11 protein-coding genes and 1 pseudogene are annotated in these 17,433 nt (G+C 61.6%); 6 read left to right on the forward strand and 6 right to left on the reverse strand.

Annotated elements, in window-relative coordinates; genetic code table 11:
* The coding region (locus tag Q0R02_RS04515) for a ribonucleotide-diphosphate reductase subunit beta (RefSeq protein WP_367271430.1) at positions 1-119 on the reverse strand (119 nt) is incomplete at its 3' end.
* A gap of 90 nt (positions 120-209) precedes the next feature.
* Between Q0R02_RS04515 and Q0R02_RS04520 the strand changes: the two genes are divergently transcribed.
* Entirely contained in the window at positions 210-452 is a 243-nt protein-coding gene (locus Q0R02_RS04520; RefSeq protein ID WP_293881220.1) for a DUF2171 domain-containing protein, read from the forward strand.
* Positions 453-480: 28 nt separating this feature from the next.
* On the opposite strand, the gene Q0R02_RS04525 is transcribed toward Q0R02_RS04520, so the two are convergent.
* Entirely contained in the window at positions 481-2,394 is a 1,914-nt protein-coding gene (locus Q0R02_RS04525; protein WP_293881221.1) for a ribonucleoside-diphosphate reductase subunit alpha, read from the reverse strand.
* Between the two features lie 390 nt (positions 2,395-2,784).
* Here Q0R02_RS04525 and Q0R02_RS04530 point away from each other — a divergent pair, with 390 nt between their 5' ends.
* Positions 2,785-4,308 carry a fumarate hydratase gene (locus Q0R02_RS04530; RefSeq protein WP_293881222.1) on the forward strand — a complete coding sequence of 508 codons (1,524 nt, stop codon included), beginning with the start codon at positions 2,785-2,787 and terminating at the stop codon, positions 4,306-4,308.
* 52 nt (positions 4,309-4,360) lie between these two features.
* A complete protein-coding gene (locus Q0R02_RS04535) occupies positions 4,361-5,536 on the forward strand; it encodes an MBL fold metallo-hydrolase (protein ID WP_293881223.1) in 1,176 nt (391 codons plus the stop codon).
* A 15-nt stretch (positions 5,537-5,551) separates the two neighbouring features.
* Here Q0R02_RS04535 and Q0R02_RS04540 read toward each other — a convergent pair.
* Positions 5,552-6,334: pseudogene (locus Q0R02_RS04540) on the reverse strand (N-acetylmuramoyl-L-alanine amidase); the annotation flags it as partial.
* A gap of 148 nt (positions 6,335-6,482) precedes the next feature.
* Positions 6,483-7,367 carry a hypothetical protein gene (locus Q0R02_RS04545; protein ID WP_293881224.1) on the reverse strand — a complete coding sequence of 295 codons (885 nt, stop codon included), beginning with the start codon at positions 7,365-7,367 and terminating at the stop codon, positions 6,483-6,485.
* Positions 7,368-7,789: 422 nt separating this feature from the next.
* Between Q0R02_RS04545 and Q0R02_RS04550 the strand changes: the two genes are divergently transcribed.
* The 3 genes from Q0R02_RS04550 to Q0R02_RS04560 all read left to right on the forward strand — a co-directional run bounded on the left by Q0R02_RS04550 (position 7,790) and on the right by Q0R02_RS04560 (position 12,714).
* A complete protein-coding gene (locus Q0R02_RS04550; RefSeq protein ID WP_293881225.1) occupies positions 7,790-10,540 on the forward strand; it encodes a ribonuclease E/G in 2,751 nt (916 codons plus the stop codon).
* A gap of 102 nt (positions 10,541-10,642) precedes the next feature.
* Positions 10,643-11,995 (forward strand): M48 family metalloprotease, encoded by a 1,353-nt coding sequence (locus Q0R02_RS04555; protein WP_293881226.1) that lies wholly within the window; start codon positions 10,643-10,645, stop codon positions 11,993-11,995.
* Positions 11,992-12,714 (forward strand): DsbA family protein, encoded by a 723-nt coding sequence (locus tag Q0R02_RS04560; RefSeq protein WP_293881227.1) that lies wholly within the window; start codon positions 11,992-11,994, stop codon positions 12,712-12,714. Before Q0R02_RS04555 ends, Q0R02_RS04560 begins: the two co-directional genes overlap by 4 nt.
* A gap of 74 nt (positions 12,715-12,788) precedes the next feature.
* Here Q0R02_RS04560 and Q0R02_RS04565 read toward each other — a convergent pair whose 3' ends face one another.
* Both Q0R02_RS04565 and Q0R02_RS04570 read right to left on the reverse strand, forming a co-directional pair.
* Positions 12,789-13,883: a TIGR03032 family protein gene (locus Q0R02_RS04565; RefSeq protein WP_293881228.1), complete on the reverse strand. Its 1,095-nt coding sequence runs from the start codon at positions 13,881-13,883 to the stop codon at positions 12,789-12,791.
* A 55-nt stretch (positions 13,884-13,938) separates the two neighbouring features.
* Entirely contained in the window at positions 13,939-16,974 is a 3,036-nt protein-coding gene (locus Q0R02_RS04570) for an autotransporter outer membrane beta-barrel domain-containing protein (protein WP_293881229.1), read from the reverse strand.
* Positions 16,975-17,433: the final 459 nt, after the last annotated feature.

Raw genomic sequence — 17,433 nt, forward strand, 5'->3', positions numbered from 1 at the left:
TCCTCTCCCAAAGGCACTTCCTCGGGCATCCAGTGGATCTGCTGCTGGCGTTTCCAAAATTCATAGGCCCAGGGGTATTCGAAGGGCTTATACTGGTTGCGGGCTTCGGTGAGGGACATGGTTTATGCCTTTAACAGAATAGAAATTGAGCGGGGGCCCGAATAGGGATTCGGGCGTTGTGAGAGAGGAACCAACCAAAGGAAAAAACGATGGCCGATCTTTCGCAAATTCAGGAACATGCCGAAGTCATTGGTGCCGACGGCGTCCATGTCGGTACGGTCGATCACGTCCAGGGCGACCGGATCAAGCTGACGAAAAAGGACAGCGGGCAGGGCAGCCATGAGGGACATCACCATTATATCTCGGGCGGACTGGTCGCGGGCGTCGAAGACGGCAAGGTGCGGTTAAGCGCCAATGCCGACGTCGCCGTGACGTTCGAAGAAGAAGAGTAAGCCAGACCGACGGCCTCGCGTGTCTGGATTACTGGCACGCGAGGCACTCGTCATAGTCCTTCTCCGCCAGTTCGATGACGGGCAGGAGCACGGTGTTGTCCGCCTCCACGCCACCCGCAAAGCCAGCGCGCTGGATCGATTTCGAGCGCAGGTAATAGAGCGACTTCACGCCCAGCTCCCAGGCGCGGAAGTGGAGCATCAGCAGGTCCCACTTCTCGACATCGGCGGGGATAAACAGATTGAGCGACTGCGCCTGATCGATATACGGCGTGCGATCGGCCGCCAGTTCCAGCAACCAGCGCTGGTCGATCTCGAAGCTGGTCTTGTAGGTGTCCTTCTCGTCCTGACTGAGGAAGTCGAGATGCTGGACCGAACCGGCCTGCTCGAGGATCGAGTTCCAGACAGCGTCGCTGTTCTTGGATTTTTCCGACAGCAATTTTTCCAGATACGGATTGCGGATCGAAAAGCTGCCCGACAGTGTCTTGTGGGTGTAGATGTTGGCCGGGATCGGTTCGATGCAGGCGCTCGTCCCGCCGCAGATGATGCTGATCGACGCGGTCGGCGCGATCGCCATCTTGCAACTGAACCGCTCCATTACGCCACGGTCGGCGGCATCGGGACAGGGGCCACGCTCGGTCGCGAGCAGCATCGATGCCTCGTTGGCGGCGGTGCTGATGTGGCGAAAGATCTTCAGGTTCCATGATTTCGCCATCGCGCCCTCGAACGCCAGATTGCGCGCCTGCAGGAAACTGTGGAAACCCATGACGCCAAGGCCAACCGAACGCTCCCGCCCCGCCGAATATTTCGCGCGCGCCATTTCGGGCGGGGCGCGGTCGATATAATCGGTCAGGACGTTGTCGAGGAACCGCATGACGTCTTCTATAAAGACGCGATCGTCCTTCCACTCGTCCCAGGTTTCCAGATTGAGCGACGACAGGCAGCACACCGCCGTCCGGTCGTTGCCGAGATGATCGCGCCCGGTCGGCAGCGTGATTTCCGAACAAAGGTTCGACGTGCTGACCTTCAGGCCCAGTTCGCGATGATGGCGCGGCATGGCGCAATTCACGGTGTCGGCAAACACGATATACGGCTCGCCGGTGGCCAGCCGCGTCTCGACCAGCTTCTGGAACAGGCCGCGCGCGTCGACGGTCGCGCGGACGCTGCCGTCCTTGGGCGACAGGAGGTTCCATTCCTGGCCAGCGCGGACCGCTTCCATAAAGGCATCGGTCAGCAGCACGCCATGATGAAGGTTCAGCGCCTTGCGGTTGAAATCGCCCGATGCCTTGCGGATTTCAAGGAACTCTTCGATCTCGGGATGCGAGACGTCGAGGTAACAGGCCGCCGACCCGCGACGCAGCGATCCTTGCGAAATGGCCAGAGTCAGCGAATCCATGACGCGGACGAACGGAATGATGCCACTAGTCTTGCCGTTCAGACCGACCGGCTCGCCGATCCCACGCACCGCGCCCCAATAGGTGCCGATGCCGCCGCCGCGCGACGCCAGCCAGACGTTCTCGTTCCAGGTCTCGACGATCCCTTCGAGGCTGTCGGGAACCGAGTTCAGATAGCAGGAGATCGGCAGGCCGCGCCCGGTGCCGCCGTTGGACAGCACGGGCGTCGAGGGCATGAACCACAGTTTCGAGATATAATCGTACAGTCGCTGGGCGTGGGCGGCATCGTCGGCATAGGCCGAGGCGACACGGACAAAAAGGTCTTGATAAGATTCACCTGGCAGCAGGTAGCGATCGGTCAGTGTCTCCTTGCCGAAGTCTGTCAGCAGGGCGTCGCGCGAATGATCGACGTCGACCGGATAGGCCTGCGGCATGATCGTGTGCGAATCGGTTTCAGGCCGACCCGCTTCCGATTTCGATGCGGCAACGACGGCCTCCATCAGATCGACATTCATATCCCGCATCGCTCCATCACCATCCCGAAAATCCATCGCCATCGCCCCCAGTTGTTCCGTATTCGTTCGACTCGGAGGCGAACCTCCTTTTTAACACATCGCTGACGCCAGCGGGCATATCATTTCACGCAAAATGCGCTTTCCAGACAGACGCAGACCATCGGCCGCCAAAATGGCGTTGATCACCGTGACACTATCCATAGTATTACCCCCGGCCGAAGCCGCTCCATATAGTGCCTCATCTGGAAATCTATGCAAGTCGGTAAATGGGTTGTTCACCACTCGGTTCGTCGCAATTTAGATTCGGCTGGGCGACGGGAAGGGCGATGCACATAAGCCGGGCGGGCGGCGTGGACGTGGCCTTGCTCCCGCGCTATCCGGGCCAAAAGGGCGCGCACCCAATTTGTCCGGCCAGAGGGCTCTTACATGATCACCATCCGCGAATCCGATATCATCGAAAGCGTCGCCGACGCGCTGCAATATATCAGCTATTTTCACCCGATGGACTATATCCGGGCGCTGGGTGTTGCTTATGAGGCCGAACAGGGCCCCGCCGCCAAGGACGCCATCGCGCAGATCCTGACCAACAGCCGCATGTGTGCCGAGGGTCACCGCCCGATCTGTCAGGACACCGGCATCGTCACGGTCTTTGTCAAATGGGGGCAGGAATGTCGGCTCGAGTCCGCGCGGTCGCTGCAGGAGATCGTCGATGAGGGCGTCCGCCGCGCCTATCTGTTCCCCGAAAACAAGCTGCGCGCATCGATCGTCGCTGACCCCGCCTTCACGCGCGCGAACACCAAGGACAACACGCCCTCGGTCCTGAACGTCGAGATGGTGCCCGGCCATCACGTCGAAATCACCGTCGCGGCCAAGGGTGGCGGCAGCGAGAACAAGAGCAAGTTCGCCATGCTGAACCCCAGCGATTCCGTCGTCGACTGGGTGCTGGAGCAAATCCCGAAGATGGGCGCTGGCTGGTGCCCGCCGGGGATGCTCGGCATCGGGATCGGTGGCACTGCGGAAAAGGCGATGACGCTCGCCAAGGAATCGCTGATGGGCGATATCGACATGGCGCAGCTGAAACAGCGCGGCGCGCAGACCGATACCGAGCGGCTGCGGATCGAGATTTTCGATAAGGTTAACGCGTTGGGCATCGGCGCGCAGGGGCTTGGTGGCCTTGCAACGATCCTCGATGTGAAGATCGAAAGCTGGCCCACGCACGCTGCGTCCAAACCGGTTGCGATGATTCCGAACTGCGCCGCCACGCGCCACGCGCATTTCCATCTCGACGGTTCGGGACCGGCGTTTCTGGAACCACCAAAGCTCAGCGACTGGCCCGATGTCGACTGGAAGCCCGACAAGGCATCGAAACGCGTCAATCTCGACACGCTGACGCGCGAGGAGGTTGCTGGCTGGCAACCGGGCGACCGGCTGTTGCTGAACGGCAAGATGCTGACCGGACGCGATGCGGCGCACAAGCGTATCCAGGACATGCTTGCCAAGGGTGAGCCTTTGCCCGTCAGTTTTGCCGGTCGCGTGATTTATTATGTCGGGCCGGTCGATCCGATCGCGGGCGAAGTGGTGGGACCGGCTGGTCCCACGACTGCGACGCGCATGGACAAGTTTACCGAAATGATGCTGGCGGAGACCGGGCTGATCGCGATGGTCGGCAAGGCCGAACGTGGCCCCACCGGCATCGCCGCGATCAGGAAGCACAAGGCCGCCTATCTGATGGCGGTCGGTGGGGCGGCCTACCTCGTTGCGCGGGCGATCAAGGCATCGACCGTCGTCGGGTTCGCCGACCTGGGCATGGAGGCGATCTATGAGTTCACGGTCGAGGACATGCCGGTGACGGTTGCGGTCGATGCCACCGGGGAAAGCGTCCACCAGACCGCGCCGCTGATCTGGCAGAAGAAGATTGCCGAGGAGCGATTGCTGGCCGAAAGCATTTGACCAGCAATCCGATATCCGTACAGCGCCCGCGACCAAAGGCAGAATGAGACCCATGCGGCGCGCGATCGGACTGGCAGGACGGATAATGTTGTGGACGGTCGTGGTGCTTTGCGTCGCGATTGTCGTCCTGCCGCGCTTTCTGGATCGCATCTATTATACAGGGCCGGCATCGGCCCATTTCGATACCGCACGATTTTTCAATCCGGACGGCGAGGACACGATCGCGATGCCCGCCGGGGGCAGCCGCACCAATTTCTTTGTCCGTTACTTTTTCCAGCAGGACGGTCGTCCCGCGTGGCCGACCAACGTCCCGATCACGCCGGGTAAACCTGCTGCCCGGGTCGCCGGGGAACGGATGGTCATCACCTGGATCGGCCATGCCACGATGCTGGTGCAGACCCAGGGACTGAACATCCTGACCGATCCCATCTGGGAGAATACGGCTGGCCCCTTTGGCGCGGGTCCAAAACGGGTCATGGACCCCGGCGTCCGCTTCGAGGATTTGCCAAAGATCGACCTCGTCCTGATCAGCCATGATCACTACGACCATATGAGCCTGCCGACGCTCCAGCGGCTCTGGGACCGCGACAAGCCACTGATCGTCACCAGCCTTGGTAATGATACGGTTATGTCCGGGGTAACGTCGGTGGCGCGCGACTGGGGTGGCCGGGTGAACGTGCGTCCGGGCATCGATGTAATCGTGACGCGCAATCACCATTGGGGAACGCGCTTCATGGTCGATCGCAACCGCGCCTTGTGGTCGAGCTTCGTCGTGACCCTGCCGGGTGGCAATTTGTTCTTTGCCGGCGACACGGGCTTTGGCGACGGCAAATGGCCGATGGAGGCCAGGGGCTATGGCCCGATCCGGCTGGCCTTGCTTCCCATCGGGGCGTTTCGCTTCGTCCCTGGACAGATGGGCATTGCCAGCCATGTCGGGCCGATCGATGCCGCCGAAGTGTTTGCGCGGCTGGGCGCATCGCGCGCGATGGCGATTCACTGGGGGACGTTCCGCCTCAGCTATGAGGCTCGCGACACACCGCCCCGTTTGCTCGATGCGGTGATGAAATGCCGGACCGACATCGGCGGTGGCCGGGCATTCGTCGCGGTTCGGGCGGGTGCGCCAACCGAGGTAGGACCGTTGCTGGCCGATCCCCCCCCGACCGCGCCGGTCTCACGCGATCAAGTGGTTCGTTGTCTCGATACGCCGCAGGTGCGCGCACTGCGCTGAGGCGTTACAGGCTGGTCAGCGCGCCAGCCTGCGCGCAAACTGGATATCGACGGCGCGACGCACCGCCCCCGCAATCGCCGCAAGTCCCATTGGCGACGTCAGCCGCGCGACGTCGATGGGGTTGGTGACATAGCCAACCTCGAACAGGACCGCCGGTGTGTCGGGTGCCTTCAGCACGGCAAAGCCCGCCATCCGGTGAAATTCGCCCCGGAATGGCACCGCACCCGTCGCCTCGCGCCGCAGGATGTCGGCAAAGCGCGACGAATCGTTCATCGTTTCGCGCTGGGCCAGGTCGATCAGGATTGATGACACGTCCGATGCCTGTCCCGACAGGTTGACGCCGTTGATAATGTCGGCCTTGTTTTCGCGCGTAGCCAGGCGCGCCGCCGTGGTGTCGGACGCCACTTCGGACAAGGTATAGATGGTCGCGCCGGTGGCCCCGGTCATCGGCGCGCTGTCGGCATGGATCGATATAAACAGGTCGGCCTTCAGCGCCCGGGCGATCTGGGCACGTTCCTGAAGGATCAGGAAGCGGTCGTCGTCGCGCGTCAGGGCAACCCGGACGCGCCCGCCGCGGACCAGTTCATCGCGGATGGCGCGCGCAACCGCCAGGGTCAGGTCCTTTTCCCGGGTGGCATCGGTTGGCGAGACCGCTCCCGGATCATGCCCGCCATGGCCCGCGTCGATCACCACCAGCGGACGGTCGCCACGACCCAGCACGACGGGGCGCGGCGGTCCTGCTTCGGGAGGGTCGAGGGGGATGGTCACACTGTAACGGCTGCGCGGAGGTCGGGCGTTGCGCGCGATCGGAACTTCATAGGGCCGCGCCGCCGCGCCACCGGTCACCGGCGCCGACAGGCCAACCAGGGCCGCAATGATTGTCGCAACAGGCACTGGCACTTCATGCCTTTTGGTCCGCGCGGGGTCCAGTGGTCATCGGCACCGGTCAGGGGCGCAGGATCCTGGCAATCGCCAGCGCGGCCTTTTTGGGTCGATAGTGCAGGTCGAACAGCCCGTAATGGTTGCCCAGGGCGGGATGGGCCGGATCACGGTCGGGATAGAAATCGGACAGCTGATAAACGAACACCCGGCGAATGCCCGCCGCGACGGCGGCCCGGCACCCTGCGATCAGGAGTGCCGCCTGCCGCTCCTCGTTCATTTCTGATGTGCTGTAGCCGAACTCGGTAAACTGGATGGGCTTGGTGGGGCTGGACGATTGCGCCACCCGGGCCTTCATGCGGGCGATCCGCGGTTCGAGTAACTCCCCATTGGGCGGGTAAGGATGGAAATTGAAGAAATCGGAAGCACTGTCCTGAAAGGCCAGGTCGGTGAAGGCTATGACCGGGAGATGGTGAAGCGGCGCGCTGGCGCGCACGGCGGCATACAGGTCCGACTGGAAGGCAACGGCAGCGGGCGAGCCGCTTAGTCCCTTGTACGGGAACGGGAAATTGTTGACTTCGTTCGGTCCCTCGATCGCTGCCAGGATACCGGGCCATTTGCGCTCGATGGCTTCGAGGGCAATGATCAGCGCCTTGATCGGACGACGCCCGCCAACCACTGCGGTCAGCCTGACGGTGCCTTGCATCGCGGGGACCAGGGTGGCGAGGATGGACGGCGGCAATACCGAGTCCCGGATGTGCCGCAAGCCAGTCAGCCGCAAGGCTTCGGCCACCTTCGCCGGTGGCTGTCCCTGGCCCATATGGGTATTCACGCCGAGCGTATCGGCATTAAGCGGCAGCGTTCCACTCGCTCGCGCTTCGCGACATAGCACCGAGGCCAACAGAGGTAAGGCGAGCAAGCCGGTGATCGACTCTCGACGGTTGATTCTCATAACGCCTCACCAAAGTGATCTGAAAACTATCGAGTTTAAAATAAACGATATTGCTGTGACGTCCGCGTTACACCGAACGCCACCTCGTTCGCTAAGCGAAATGACGCTATCCGCCGGCCTGGCTTGCTCCCTTATAACAGGACTGCTACGACCTGTCGCACAACGGTTCGGGGGAACCCGTCCGAACTGTTATTACAGACCGCGTATGCCGATTCTCGGCCCGGTCACTCAGGTTGAAGCTCGCATGATGCATGGTTTTCCGCATGACCGCACCGCTTTTGAAGGCGCAGCGGCTTGCCGGATCGTGAACCCGGCGCACGTCGCCCGGCATGCAAAGCGAGCAGAGGCAATTTCCATTCCATCCAGCCGGACGGGCGAGGTGCGCGGGTTCGCAGCTTCGCTACCGTCCCGGAGACATTTAAATGACAATGCGTATGCTAATCGATGCGCGCCACCGGGAAGAAACCCGTGTCGCGGTCGTTAAAGGTAACAACCGGATCGAAGAATTCGACTTCGAATCCGCCGAACATATCCAGCTCAAGGGTAATATCTACCTCGCCAAGGTAACCCGCGTCGAACCGTCGCTACAGGCCGCATTCATCGAATACGGTGGCAACCGTCATGGGTTCATGGCGTTCAGCGAAATCCATCCGGATTACTACCAGATCCCGAAGGAAGACCGCGAAGCCCTGCTGGCTGAGGAAGCCGAACATGCCGCCGAGGAAGAGCGCCTGCGGGGCGGCGATCACGACGATGACGATTATGCCGTCGACGGCGATCATGACGACGACCATGAACGCGGACAGCACGACGATGACCTGCCGCACGACGAGGAGGACGGTGATGTGCCGCGCCCTGTGCCGACCGGTCGGGGAGTCGATGAAAACGCTGCGGAGAATTTGCGCCAGAAGCGCATGAACCTGCGCCGTCGCTACAAGATTCAGGACGTGATCCGCCGCCGCCAGGTGCTGCTGGTCCAGGTCGTGAAGGAAGAGCGCGGCAACAAGGGCGCGGCGCTGACGACCTATCTGTCGCTGGCCGGTCGCTACTGCGTGCTGATGCCAAACACGTCGCATGGCGGCGGGATCAGCCGGAAAATTTCCAACGTTGCCGACCGCAAGCGGTTGAAGACGATCATGGCTGAACTGGACCTGCCCAAGACAATGGGCTGTATCGTGCGGACCGCCGGTCTGCAGCGGACCAAGATCGAGATCCGTCGCGACTTCGACTATCTTGCCCGTTTGTGGGACGAAATCCGCGAAAACACGCTCAAATCGGCAGCACCCGCGCTCGTCTATCAGGACAGTGACCTGATCAAGCGCGCGATCCGCGACATCTACAACAAGGATATCGAGGAGGTCATCGTCGAGGGCGAGGAGGGATTCCGTCACGCCCGCGACTTCATGAAATTGCTGATGCCGACACACGCGCGGCGCGTGAAACCATATGCCGATGCGGTGCCGTTGTTCCAGCGCAACCATGTCGAGGAACAGCTGTCGGCAATGTACCAGCCGGTCGTCCAGCTGAAATCGGGTGGCTATCTGGTCATCAACCCGACCGAGGCTCTGGTTTCGATCGACATCAACTCCGGCCGTTCGACGCGCGAACACGGCATAGAGGCGACGGCGGTCGGCACCAACCTGGAAGCCGCGCATGAGATCGCACGCCAGTTGCGCTTGCGCGACATGGCCGGGCTGGTCGTCATCGATTTCATCGACATGGAGAACAACTCCAACGTCCGCAAGGTCGAGAAAGCCATGAAGATGGCGCTGTCCGATGACCGCGCCCGCATCCAGATCGGGCGAATTTCATCGTTCGGCCTGATGGAGATGAGCCGCCAGCGTCTGCGCACCGGTGTGCTGGAAGCATCGACGCGCCAGTGCCCGCATTGCGAAGGCACCGGGCTGGTCCGGACCGCTTCGTCGGCGGGCCTGTCCGCGCTTCGCATGCTGGAGGAAGAAGCCGGCAAGGGCCGCGCGACGATCTTCACCCTGCGCGCCAGCACGGAGGCGGCGTTCTACGTCCTCAACCGCAAGCGTTTCGAGATCAGCGAGATCGAGGAGCGCTTCGGCGTCCGTATCGAAGTGCTGCCCGACGGCGAGGTCGAGGGCGCACGGATGACGGTCGAGGCCAGTGGCCCGCCGCCCGCGCATCCGCCGCATTTCGAAATGCCGGTCTATGAAGAGGATCCCGAACTCGACCTGATCGAGGAAGAGGATGAGGAAGAGATCGAGGAAGCACCCCGTGGCGAGCGTTCCGAACGATCGGAACGCCCGCGCAATGCCGAGGGTGAAGGCGAGGGCGACGGTGAGCCGCGCCGCCGCCGCCGCCGCCGCGGCCGCCGCACCCGCCGCGATGGCGAGGAAGGCACGAACGGTGAAGCGGCCGAGCCCGAACTCGACGACAACGGCGAGCCCATCGAACGTGAAGCCGTGGCGCCGCGTGACGATATCGCCGAAGATGGCGAGGACAATGCCATTCCCGGCGAGACTATAGCGGATGGCGAAGAGCGTCGCAGTCGTCGTGGCCGTCGCGGTGGCCGTCGTCGCGGTCGCGGTCGTGGTGGTGAAAACGGCCAGGCGGTCGAAGGCGAAGGCAGCGAAGGCGAGCCGGGCACCGAAGGCCAGGGCTTTGCATCCAATGCCGACCCGGTGACCGAGCCCGTCCTTGGCGAAGCAGCCGACACGATCGAGGCTCCCGAAGTCGTCGAAGCGGCTCCCAAGCGCGCACGTCGCCGTCCTTCCAAGCGCGACGCGGAACCGCAAGCCGCTGCCCCCAGTGAACCGGTCCCCGAGATTGTCGAGGAACCTTCGGTAGCGCCGGTCACGGAAAAGCCCAAGCGGACACGTCGCGCAAAGGCGGCTCCGGCTGATGTCGCGGTCGCCGAAACGGAAGCGGCACCCGTACCCGCCGAAGTCGAAGCGGTCGAGCCAGCGGCCAAGCCCAAGCGCGCGAGCCGTGCCAAGGCCAAGGTTGCAGCCCCGGTCGAGGAAGCGGCAGCTATCGCCGACACCGCTCCGGAACCAACCGTTGCGGGCGTCGCGCAAACAGCATCCGCATCGCCGCAGACCAGTGCGCCTGCGGTCGAGTCGACAGTTGAGGACGGCAAGAACGGCGAGGACGAGCGACCGAAACGTGGCTGGTGGCAGAGTACGTTCGGCGCGACCAAGTAACGGCCTGCCCGTTGCGCCAATGGGCGTGACGGGCAGTCTTCCAGACCGATGGGTAAGCCAGCTTCACCCTCGGTTCAGCGCAGCAGGGCGAAGGGCAACGGTATGATCGATCGGTTCCTTCGCCGCGCCTTTGCCGCCGCACTGATGTTGACGCTGTCGGTGCAGCCCGCCGCGGCGCAATCGATCCTGCGCGACGCCGAAACCGAGGCATTGCTGCACGAGATGGCCGCGCCGTTGATCGAGGCAGCTGGACTGCCGGCGAAGAATGTCGACATCATCCTGATCGGCGATAATCAGATCAATGCCTTCGTCGCGGGCGGGCAGGTCGTCTACATCAACTCCGGCCTGCTGGCCGCCGCCGACAATGCCAACGAAGTCCAGGGCGTGATTTCTCATGAACTCGGCCATCTGGCGGCGGGCGATGTGTTGCGCGGGGCCGATGGCGCAAAAGTAGCGACCGGCATTACGATATTGTCGCTGATCTTGGGTGCGGCCGCCATCGCTGCGGGTGCGGGTGAAGCGGGCGCCGGGATATTCGCCGCCGGGCAACAGGCCGCAATGGGCAAATATCTGTCATTCTCCCGAACGCAGGAATCGGCTGCGGACCAGTCGGGCCGCCGGTATCTGAGTGGAGCCGGGATCAGCGGCAAGGGCATGATCAGCTTTTTCAAAAAGCTGCAGGGGCAGGAATATCGCCTCGCGATCGAACAGGACAGCGCCTACGACCGCACCCATCCGCTAACCGGTGATCGCATCCAGGTCCTACAGGACGCGCTGGCCGCCGACAAGGCGTGGAACAAGCCCACCGACCCTGCCATCGAAGCGCGTTTCCAGCGGGTGAAGGCCAAGCTGTTCGGCTTTATCAATGAAGCACCCTTGGTGCTGCGCCGCTACCCAGAGACCGACCAGTCGATCGCAGGACATTATGCGCGCGCCTATGCCTATCACAAATCGGCCTATCCTGACCGCGCCGTTGCCGAAGCCGATGCCTTGCTAACCGCGATCCCGCACGATCCGTATTTCGAGGAACTAAAGGGCCAGATCCTGCTGGAATCGGGTCGTCCCAACGACGCGCTGCCGGTGCTGCGCGATGCCGTGCAGCGGACCAATTTCCAGCCGCTGATCGCCGCGCTGTTCGGCCACGCGCTGATCGCCACCGAAAACCCCCGCAATTACGCGGAGGCCAAGTCGATCCTGAAATCGGCCATCGCGCGGGATAACCAGAACCCGTTTGCCTGGTATCAGCTTGGCGTCGTGTACAGCCATGAGGGTGACAATGCGCGCGCCGCTCTGGCGACGGCCGAACGTTTCAATCTGGAGGGCAACCGCGTCGCGGCGCTTGCCCATGCAAAAATGGCGATGATCGGAATACCGCCCGGATCGGCGGACTGGATTCGGGCGCAGGATATTGCGCTGGTATCGGACAATGGCGACCGCAAGAAGCGGAAGAAATGAAGAACTGGAGTTACACGATCATGGTCGGATTTGCAGCATTGATCGCGGGCGCTGCGGCGACCGTTGCGGTCTCCTCAAACGCGCCGGTTTCGACGATGGACAAAGCCGCGATCGAGCGGGTCGTTCACGACTATATCCTCGCGCATCCAGAGATCCTGCCCGAGGCGATGGAGCGGATGCGCGATCGTGAGGTCGGCAAGGCCGTCGCGGCCAATCGATCGATTATCGAAACGCCGTTTGCTGGCGGGTGGGAGGGTTCCGCCACGCCCGACGTCACGCTTGTCGAATTTTTCGATTATGCCTGCGGATATTGCCGCGCGAGCATTCCCGTCATCGACCGATTGCTGAAGGAGGACCCGAAACTGCGGATCGTCTATCGCGAATTTCCGGTGCTCGGTCCCGACAGCGAAGCCGCAGCCAAGGCCAGTCTGGCGGCGGCCAAGGCAGGAAAATACGGATCGTTCCACCGCGCCCTGTTTGCCGAGGGTCGCCCCGAACCGCACACCGTCGCCCGTGTGGCCAAGCAGCTTGGCATCGACCCGACCCAGGGCAATGGCCCGGATGCAACGCGCGAACTTGCCAACAACATGGAATTGCAGCGCGCGCTGAACTTGACCGGCACGCCCAGTTGGATCGTGGGCAACAAGGTCCTGTCGGGTGCGGTCGGCTATGATGTCTTGAAAGCGGCGGTCACCGAGGCACGTTCGCTTAAGCGTTAGCCTGTCAGGCTCAGTCGGGCACGGGCTAGGCGTTCGCCGCTAAACAGCGCTACAAGCCAGCGGACCGTGGGTGACTAATTTTTGAAGTCGAAATCGTCTGACAGATCGGATTCAAAGCTAATCGTGCTTTCCAGCTCCAGCGTTGTTGGACCGAGCGACATGGGGCAGGCCGCATCGGGAATGATCGCGACATCGAACAATTCGCTGACCGCGCCATCAAGTTTGATCCATTCCACGATCTCGCCATGTCGCAAATTCACGACCATAATGCCGCACCATGGCTCCCCACCGCGCTTTGCGATCTCTCCCTGAAGCGGCAGATCTTTGAATGTGCCGTCGCGCGGCTTTGATGCGGTGACGATGGCATGATCATTATGGATTGTCATGCCGCGCAGGAAGCCGGGGCAGAACGCGATATCTTCCTTTGAGCCGGTGTCGGAATCAATGCGCACGATCTGACCGCGACCTGAATCTAGGACATAGAGCTTGTCATCAACGAGGCGCGGACTATGCGGCATCGACAATTGATCGGTGACGATTTTGTTGTGGGCGACGTCAATCACCACGCCGCCCGACGCCCGGCGTTCGCGCCAGCCGGCAAGGGTATCGGTCTGACTCACGGCGGAAACATAACGAGGGACGCCATCGCTCATCGCGAGCCCGTTGAGGTGGCAGCGATCCTCGCCGACCAGCTTCGAGATAAAGTCGGGTTTCCATAAGGGGCGAAAGCTGTGCTGCCGATCAATAGTCGCAAGGCACGAATATTTGGTGTTGACGAAAATCAGGCGACCGGTGCGATCGACCCCCATTTCGTGAATATCGATGTCGCCTGTGGTGTGTGCTTCGCGCGGAATGAAAACGCGATCGAATTTTCCGTTACCCTTTTCACCGGGGCGAAGCATATTCTCAAGTCGCCAAATCTGGAAAAGCGAGCCGATGAAGAGGCGGTTACCGTCGTTGCACAATCCCATGGCACGCACATAATTCTGCTGGTTGAAAGATATCGCGCCATCGGGTTGAACGCCGACCAGGAAAAGCTGACCGGTTTGATACGACGTGAACGCCAGGCTCACGCGATTGGCGACCAACCACGACCCGAATGTTCGGGACACGGTAATTTCGGTCGCATTGGGATCCAGCGGCGTGTCTTGCCGCCCGACAGCTGACATCAAAAGGCCCCCGCTTTCGCGGGGGCCTCCGATTCACAATTAACCGATTCGATCATTAGAACTTGATACGCAGTCCCGCACGACCGCCGCCACCCCTATAATCGTCGCTATAGTTGCCGAAGCCTTCGACAAAGCCAGTGACACCGCCGGGCGTTGTGATGTTGAAGCCGATCTTGCCTTCGCCATAAGTGCCGATGCGATCATTTCCGTAGTTGAAGGTCGAACCATTTGACGTGAATTGCAGACCCCGTCGGCCCTTGAACTCATGAACGGCATTTCCCGATGCGTAAACCACGGCACGGTTGCCGCCCATTTCAAAGGCTGACCCGATGCGCAGGCCTGCCTTGCCACGAACACCATCCAACTTGTCAAAGTCGATCGTGGCGTTTGTAACGTTGGGCGAGTTCAAGTCGGTACGCACATAGGCCACGCTGACGATCGGCTCCGCATAGAACGTATTCGACCCGAAGCGGATGCCTACTTCGCCCTGCGCACCATAGGATTTGCCGTGATAGCGGCTGCTGAAGTTAGCGACCGGACTCCTCGAATTGAGCCAGTAATAGTCGTACTTTGCAAGCGCATTCGCGAACACGTTGCCCGACACAAAGCTGGCATACACGCCACCGTTTACAACGTCATACGTCGTGCGATCGGCCGAGTTGCGGAAGCTGAGTTCCGAATTCGCGTAACCGCCGGTGACGCCGAACACAAAGGCGCTATCGCCCGATGCGCCGCCCAGATCGAGGCCGATCTGGCCGCCGAATGCGTCCTGCTTGTAGCTGGTGTCGACAGCGCGTGTGACACCGAACGCGGTGAAGTTTCGGTTGGTGTCCTTACGGGTTTGCGTCCCGCCGTACATGATCCCCCAGACCCTGCCACCGGCAACCGCAGTCTCTGGCCCAGCAGCCCATTTTGAATCGCGCAACTCCGACATATGCGCCGACCACGCGTCTGCCGACTTATACCAGACATTTTGCGCTGCTTCGTTGATCTTCAGGGCGCGGAACAGCGCGTCCCCCGGCGTTCCGACCAGTGCAAAGCTGGTCACTCCTGCCGCAGTCGACGTTGCCAGCGAGTAGTTCACAAAGCCGATATTTTGAGACTGGGTGGCAAGGCTAAACGCCGTTGCCGAAGTCCCCGCACCGCCGGTTGCAATCACCAGCCCCTGATTCACTCCGGCGTTTGCGCTGCTCACATTGTTCAGCGTCACCAGTGTCGAACCCGTTGCTGCGCCATTGACGATCAGCCTGTCGCTCGTCCCCGCGCCGCCCGTAGAAACATCGACGCCCAAGGTGCTCGCCCCGCTGCCGGTAAAGGTGCCCGGCAAGGTAAGCGTGTCACCAGTATGGCCGTTGACCAGGCTGACCGTGCCGCTGTTGTTGAACGCTTCCAGACCAGTCAGCGTAACCCCGCCCGGTGTGGGTGCTGTAGGGAGGACGTTAAAGCGACCGCTGTTGTTAAACGTGTCGTTGCCAGCCCCAAAGTCCGACCCACTGGTTGCATTGAATGTGCCCGTGTTCGTCAGCGTGTCGTTACCACCCGAAAGCATGACTCGACCGTTGATACTGCCAGAGTTTGTTACCACCGCCGGGCCCCCAAGGGCGACGACTGCGGCACCCGTTGGCCCGCCTGTAATCGTTCCGGCGTTCGTCAGCGAAGAACTTGTGGTGCCGTTCAGCACAATGCCGTTGACGCCGCCAGCGATAGAACCAGCAGAACCGACCGTTGCCGTCGTTGTGTTGCCCGTCAGTACAACCGCGTCGCCGTTGGTCGCATTTACCGCGCCGTTGATGTTGCCTGTTGCCAGGCCGGTCGCTGTTACAACCACGGCGCGCGGCGTTACCGGCGTTCCGCCCGTTGTCGACGCTCCTCCCGTTGCAGTCACGTTGTTGACGGTCGCCGTGGCGTTCCCAGCGGTGCCGGTAACGGTGATGGCATCGCCGTTGGACGAGTACGCCTTGGTGCCCGCAGTCGAAACTGTCCCGGTAGAGACGACGACTGCATTGGCGCCGGTCGCAACGATGGCCTGCGAGTCATTTGCGGTCGTGCTCACATTGACCGCGTTGACGGTAGCCGTGCCCGTCGTCGCATAGGCGTAAATGCCGCGGGACGAGGCACCGGCAGTTGTCACCGCCCCAGTCGTGCTGACGGTGGCGTTACCAGCGGTCGAATAAGCAAAAATGCCCGTGTTATCGACCGACTGCGTTTTGACGTTGGCGCCCGAGACAACGACATTGCCCGTTGCGATTGCCTGCACGCCGGTCCCGAAAGTGCTGTTGGAATTGACGGTCCCAAAGGTGGCATTAGCGCCAGTTCCGCCTTGGGCGACGATACCATTGGCGGCAAAGCCGGTGGTATTCACAGTGTTGGCGTTAACGGTCGCGGTTCCGTTTCGGGCCACCGCATACAAGCCGTTTGACTGGCCCGAGGTCGTAACGGTGCCGGTGCTCGTTATCACGACAGGACCGGTGCCATAACTCTGGGCGAAAATACCATTGGCGTTATTGCCGGTCGTTGTGACCGAGCCGGTCGAGACCGTAATTGGTCCGGTGTTCGAAACGGCCTGTACGCCGCTGGCGGAGTCTCCAGCGGTCGACAGCTTGCCCGCGGTTACAGTGATCGCACCGCTATCGGTGTTGGCAAAGATTGCCGAGCTGTTCGGAAAAAATCCGGGGCCGCCCCCCGCCAGGCCTGTGGTCGTGATATCGCCAACGTTGATGGCAATCGGACCAGTGCCGCTCGCGGTGGCATCGATGCCGCGCGCATTTAACCCGCTTGTAGAGATTGCGCCATTGCCAGTGATAACGACGCCGGTGGTCCCCACGGCCACGATGCCCGTGGCGCCACGTGTAAATGCAGTGCCATCGCCCGTTGTTGCGATCGATCCGTTATTGGTGATTGTCGTGGTGCCACCACCGCTAACATTGATAGTGTTGGTCGCGGTGACATCAGCATTGGTCGTCAGGCTGAGGTCAGTGGCCGGGATATAGGTAATTCCACCCGGATAGGGATTGCCTGCTGCCGTGCAGATCACAGTGCCAGTCGTCGCCACGCCGCATTCGTCCGCTGCTTTCCCGGGCGAGGCTGCCATGGCGCTGGCTGCAAGCGCAAATCCCACAGAGGTGCCGCGCAGCAGCGACCGACGGGAATAAGGGGTAGACGTGCTTTTGGCACTCATGCTGTAAATTGCGCGCACTTGGACTCTCCTGAACCAAACAGAATGTCCCCCCGGCGCCGCCAGTATCGCCGAACGAATGAATGCGCGACTAAATTATTTCTAGTTTCCGCACCCGAAATGAAGCATCTTTTGAAGAACTTGTTCGTATGGGCTTCCGTAATAGACTGGGGTCATATCGGTATGCCCCAACCGGGTCAGCGCAACCCGACTATTTTGACAGTCTGTGAAACTACCCAGCTCCGGGCGATGGGCATCGCGAACGGCTGACGCCTGCGTAAAAATGGTCGCTGAGTGACTGACGCGTGTCTGCGCGTCAGGCGTGGTTATTGAGCACCGCGGCTTCCGCAAGCGATCTAACAGGTCCTGGCCCCT

It is taken from the genome of Sphingomonas sp., assembly GCF_025353885.1.
Taxonomy (GTDB): domain Bacteria; phylum Pseudomonadota; class Alphaproteobacteria; order Sphingomonadales; family Sphingomonadaceae; genus Sphingomonas_O.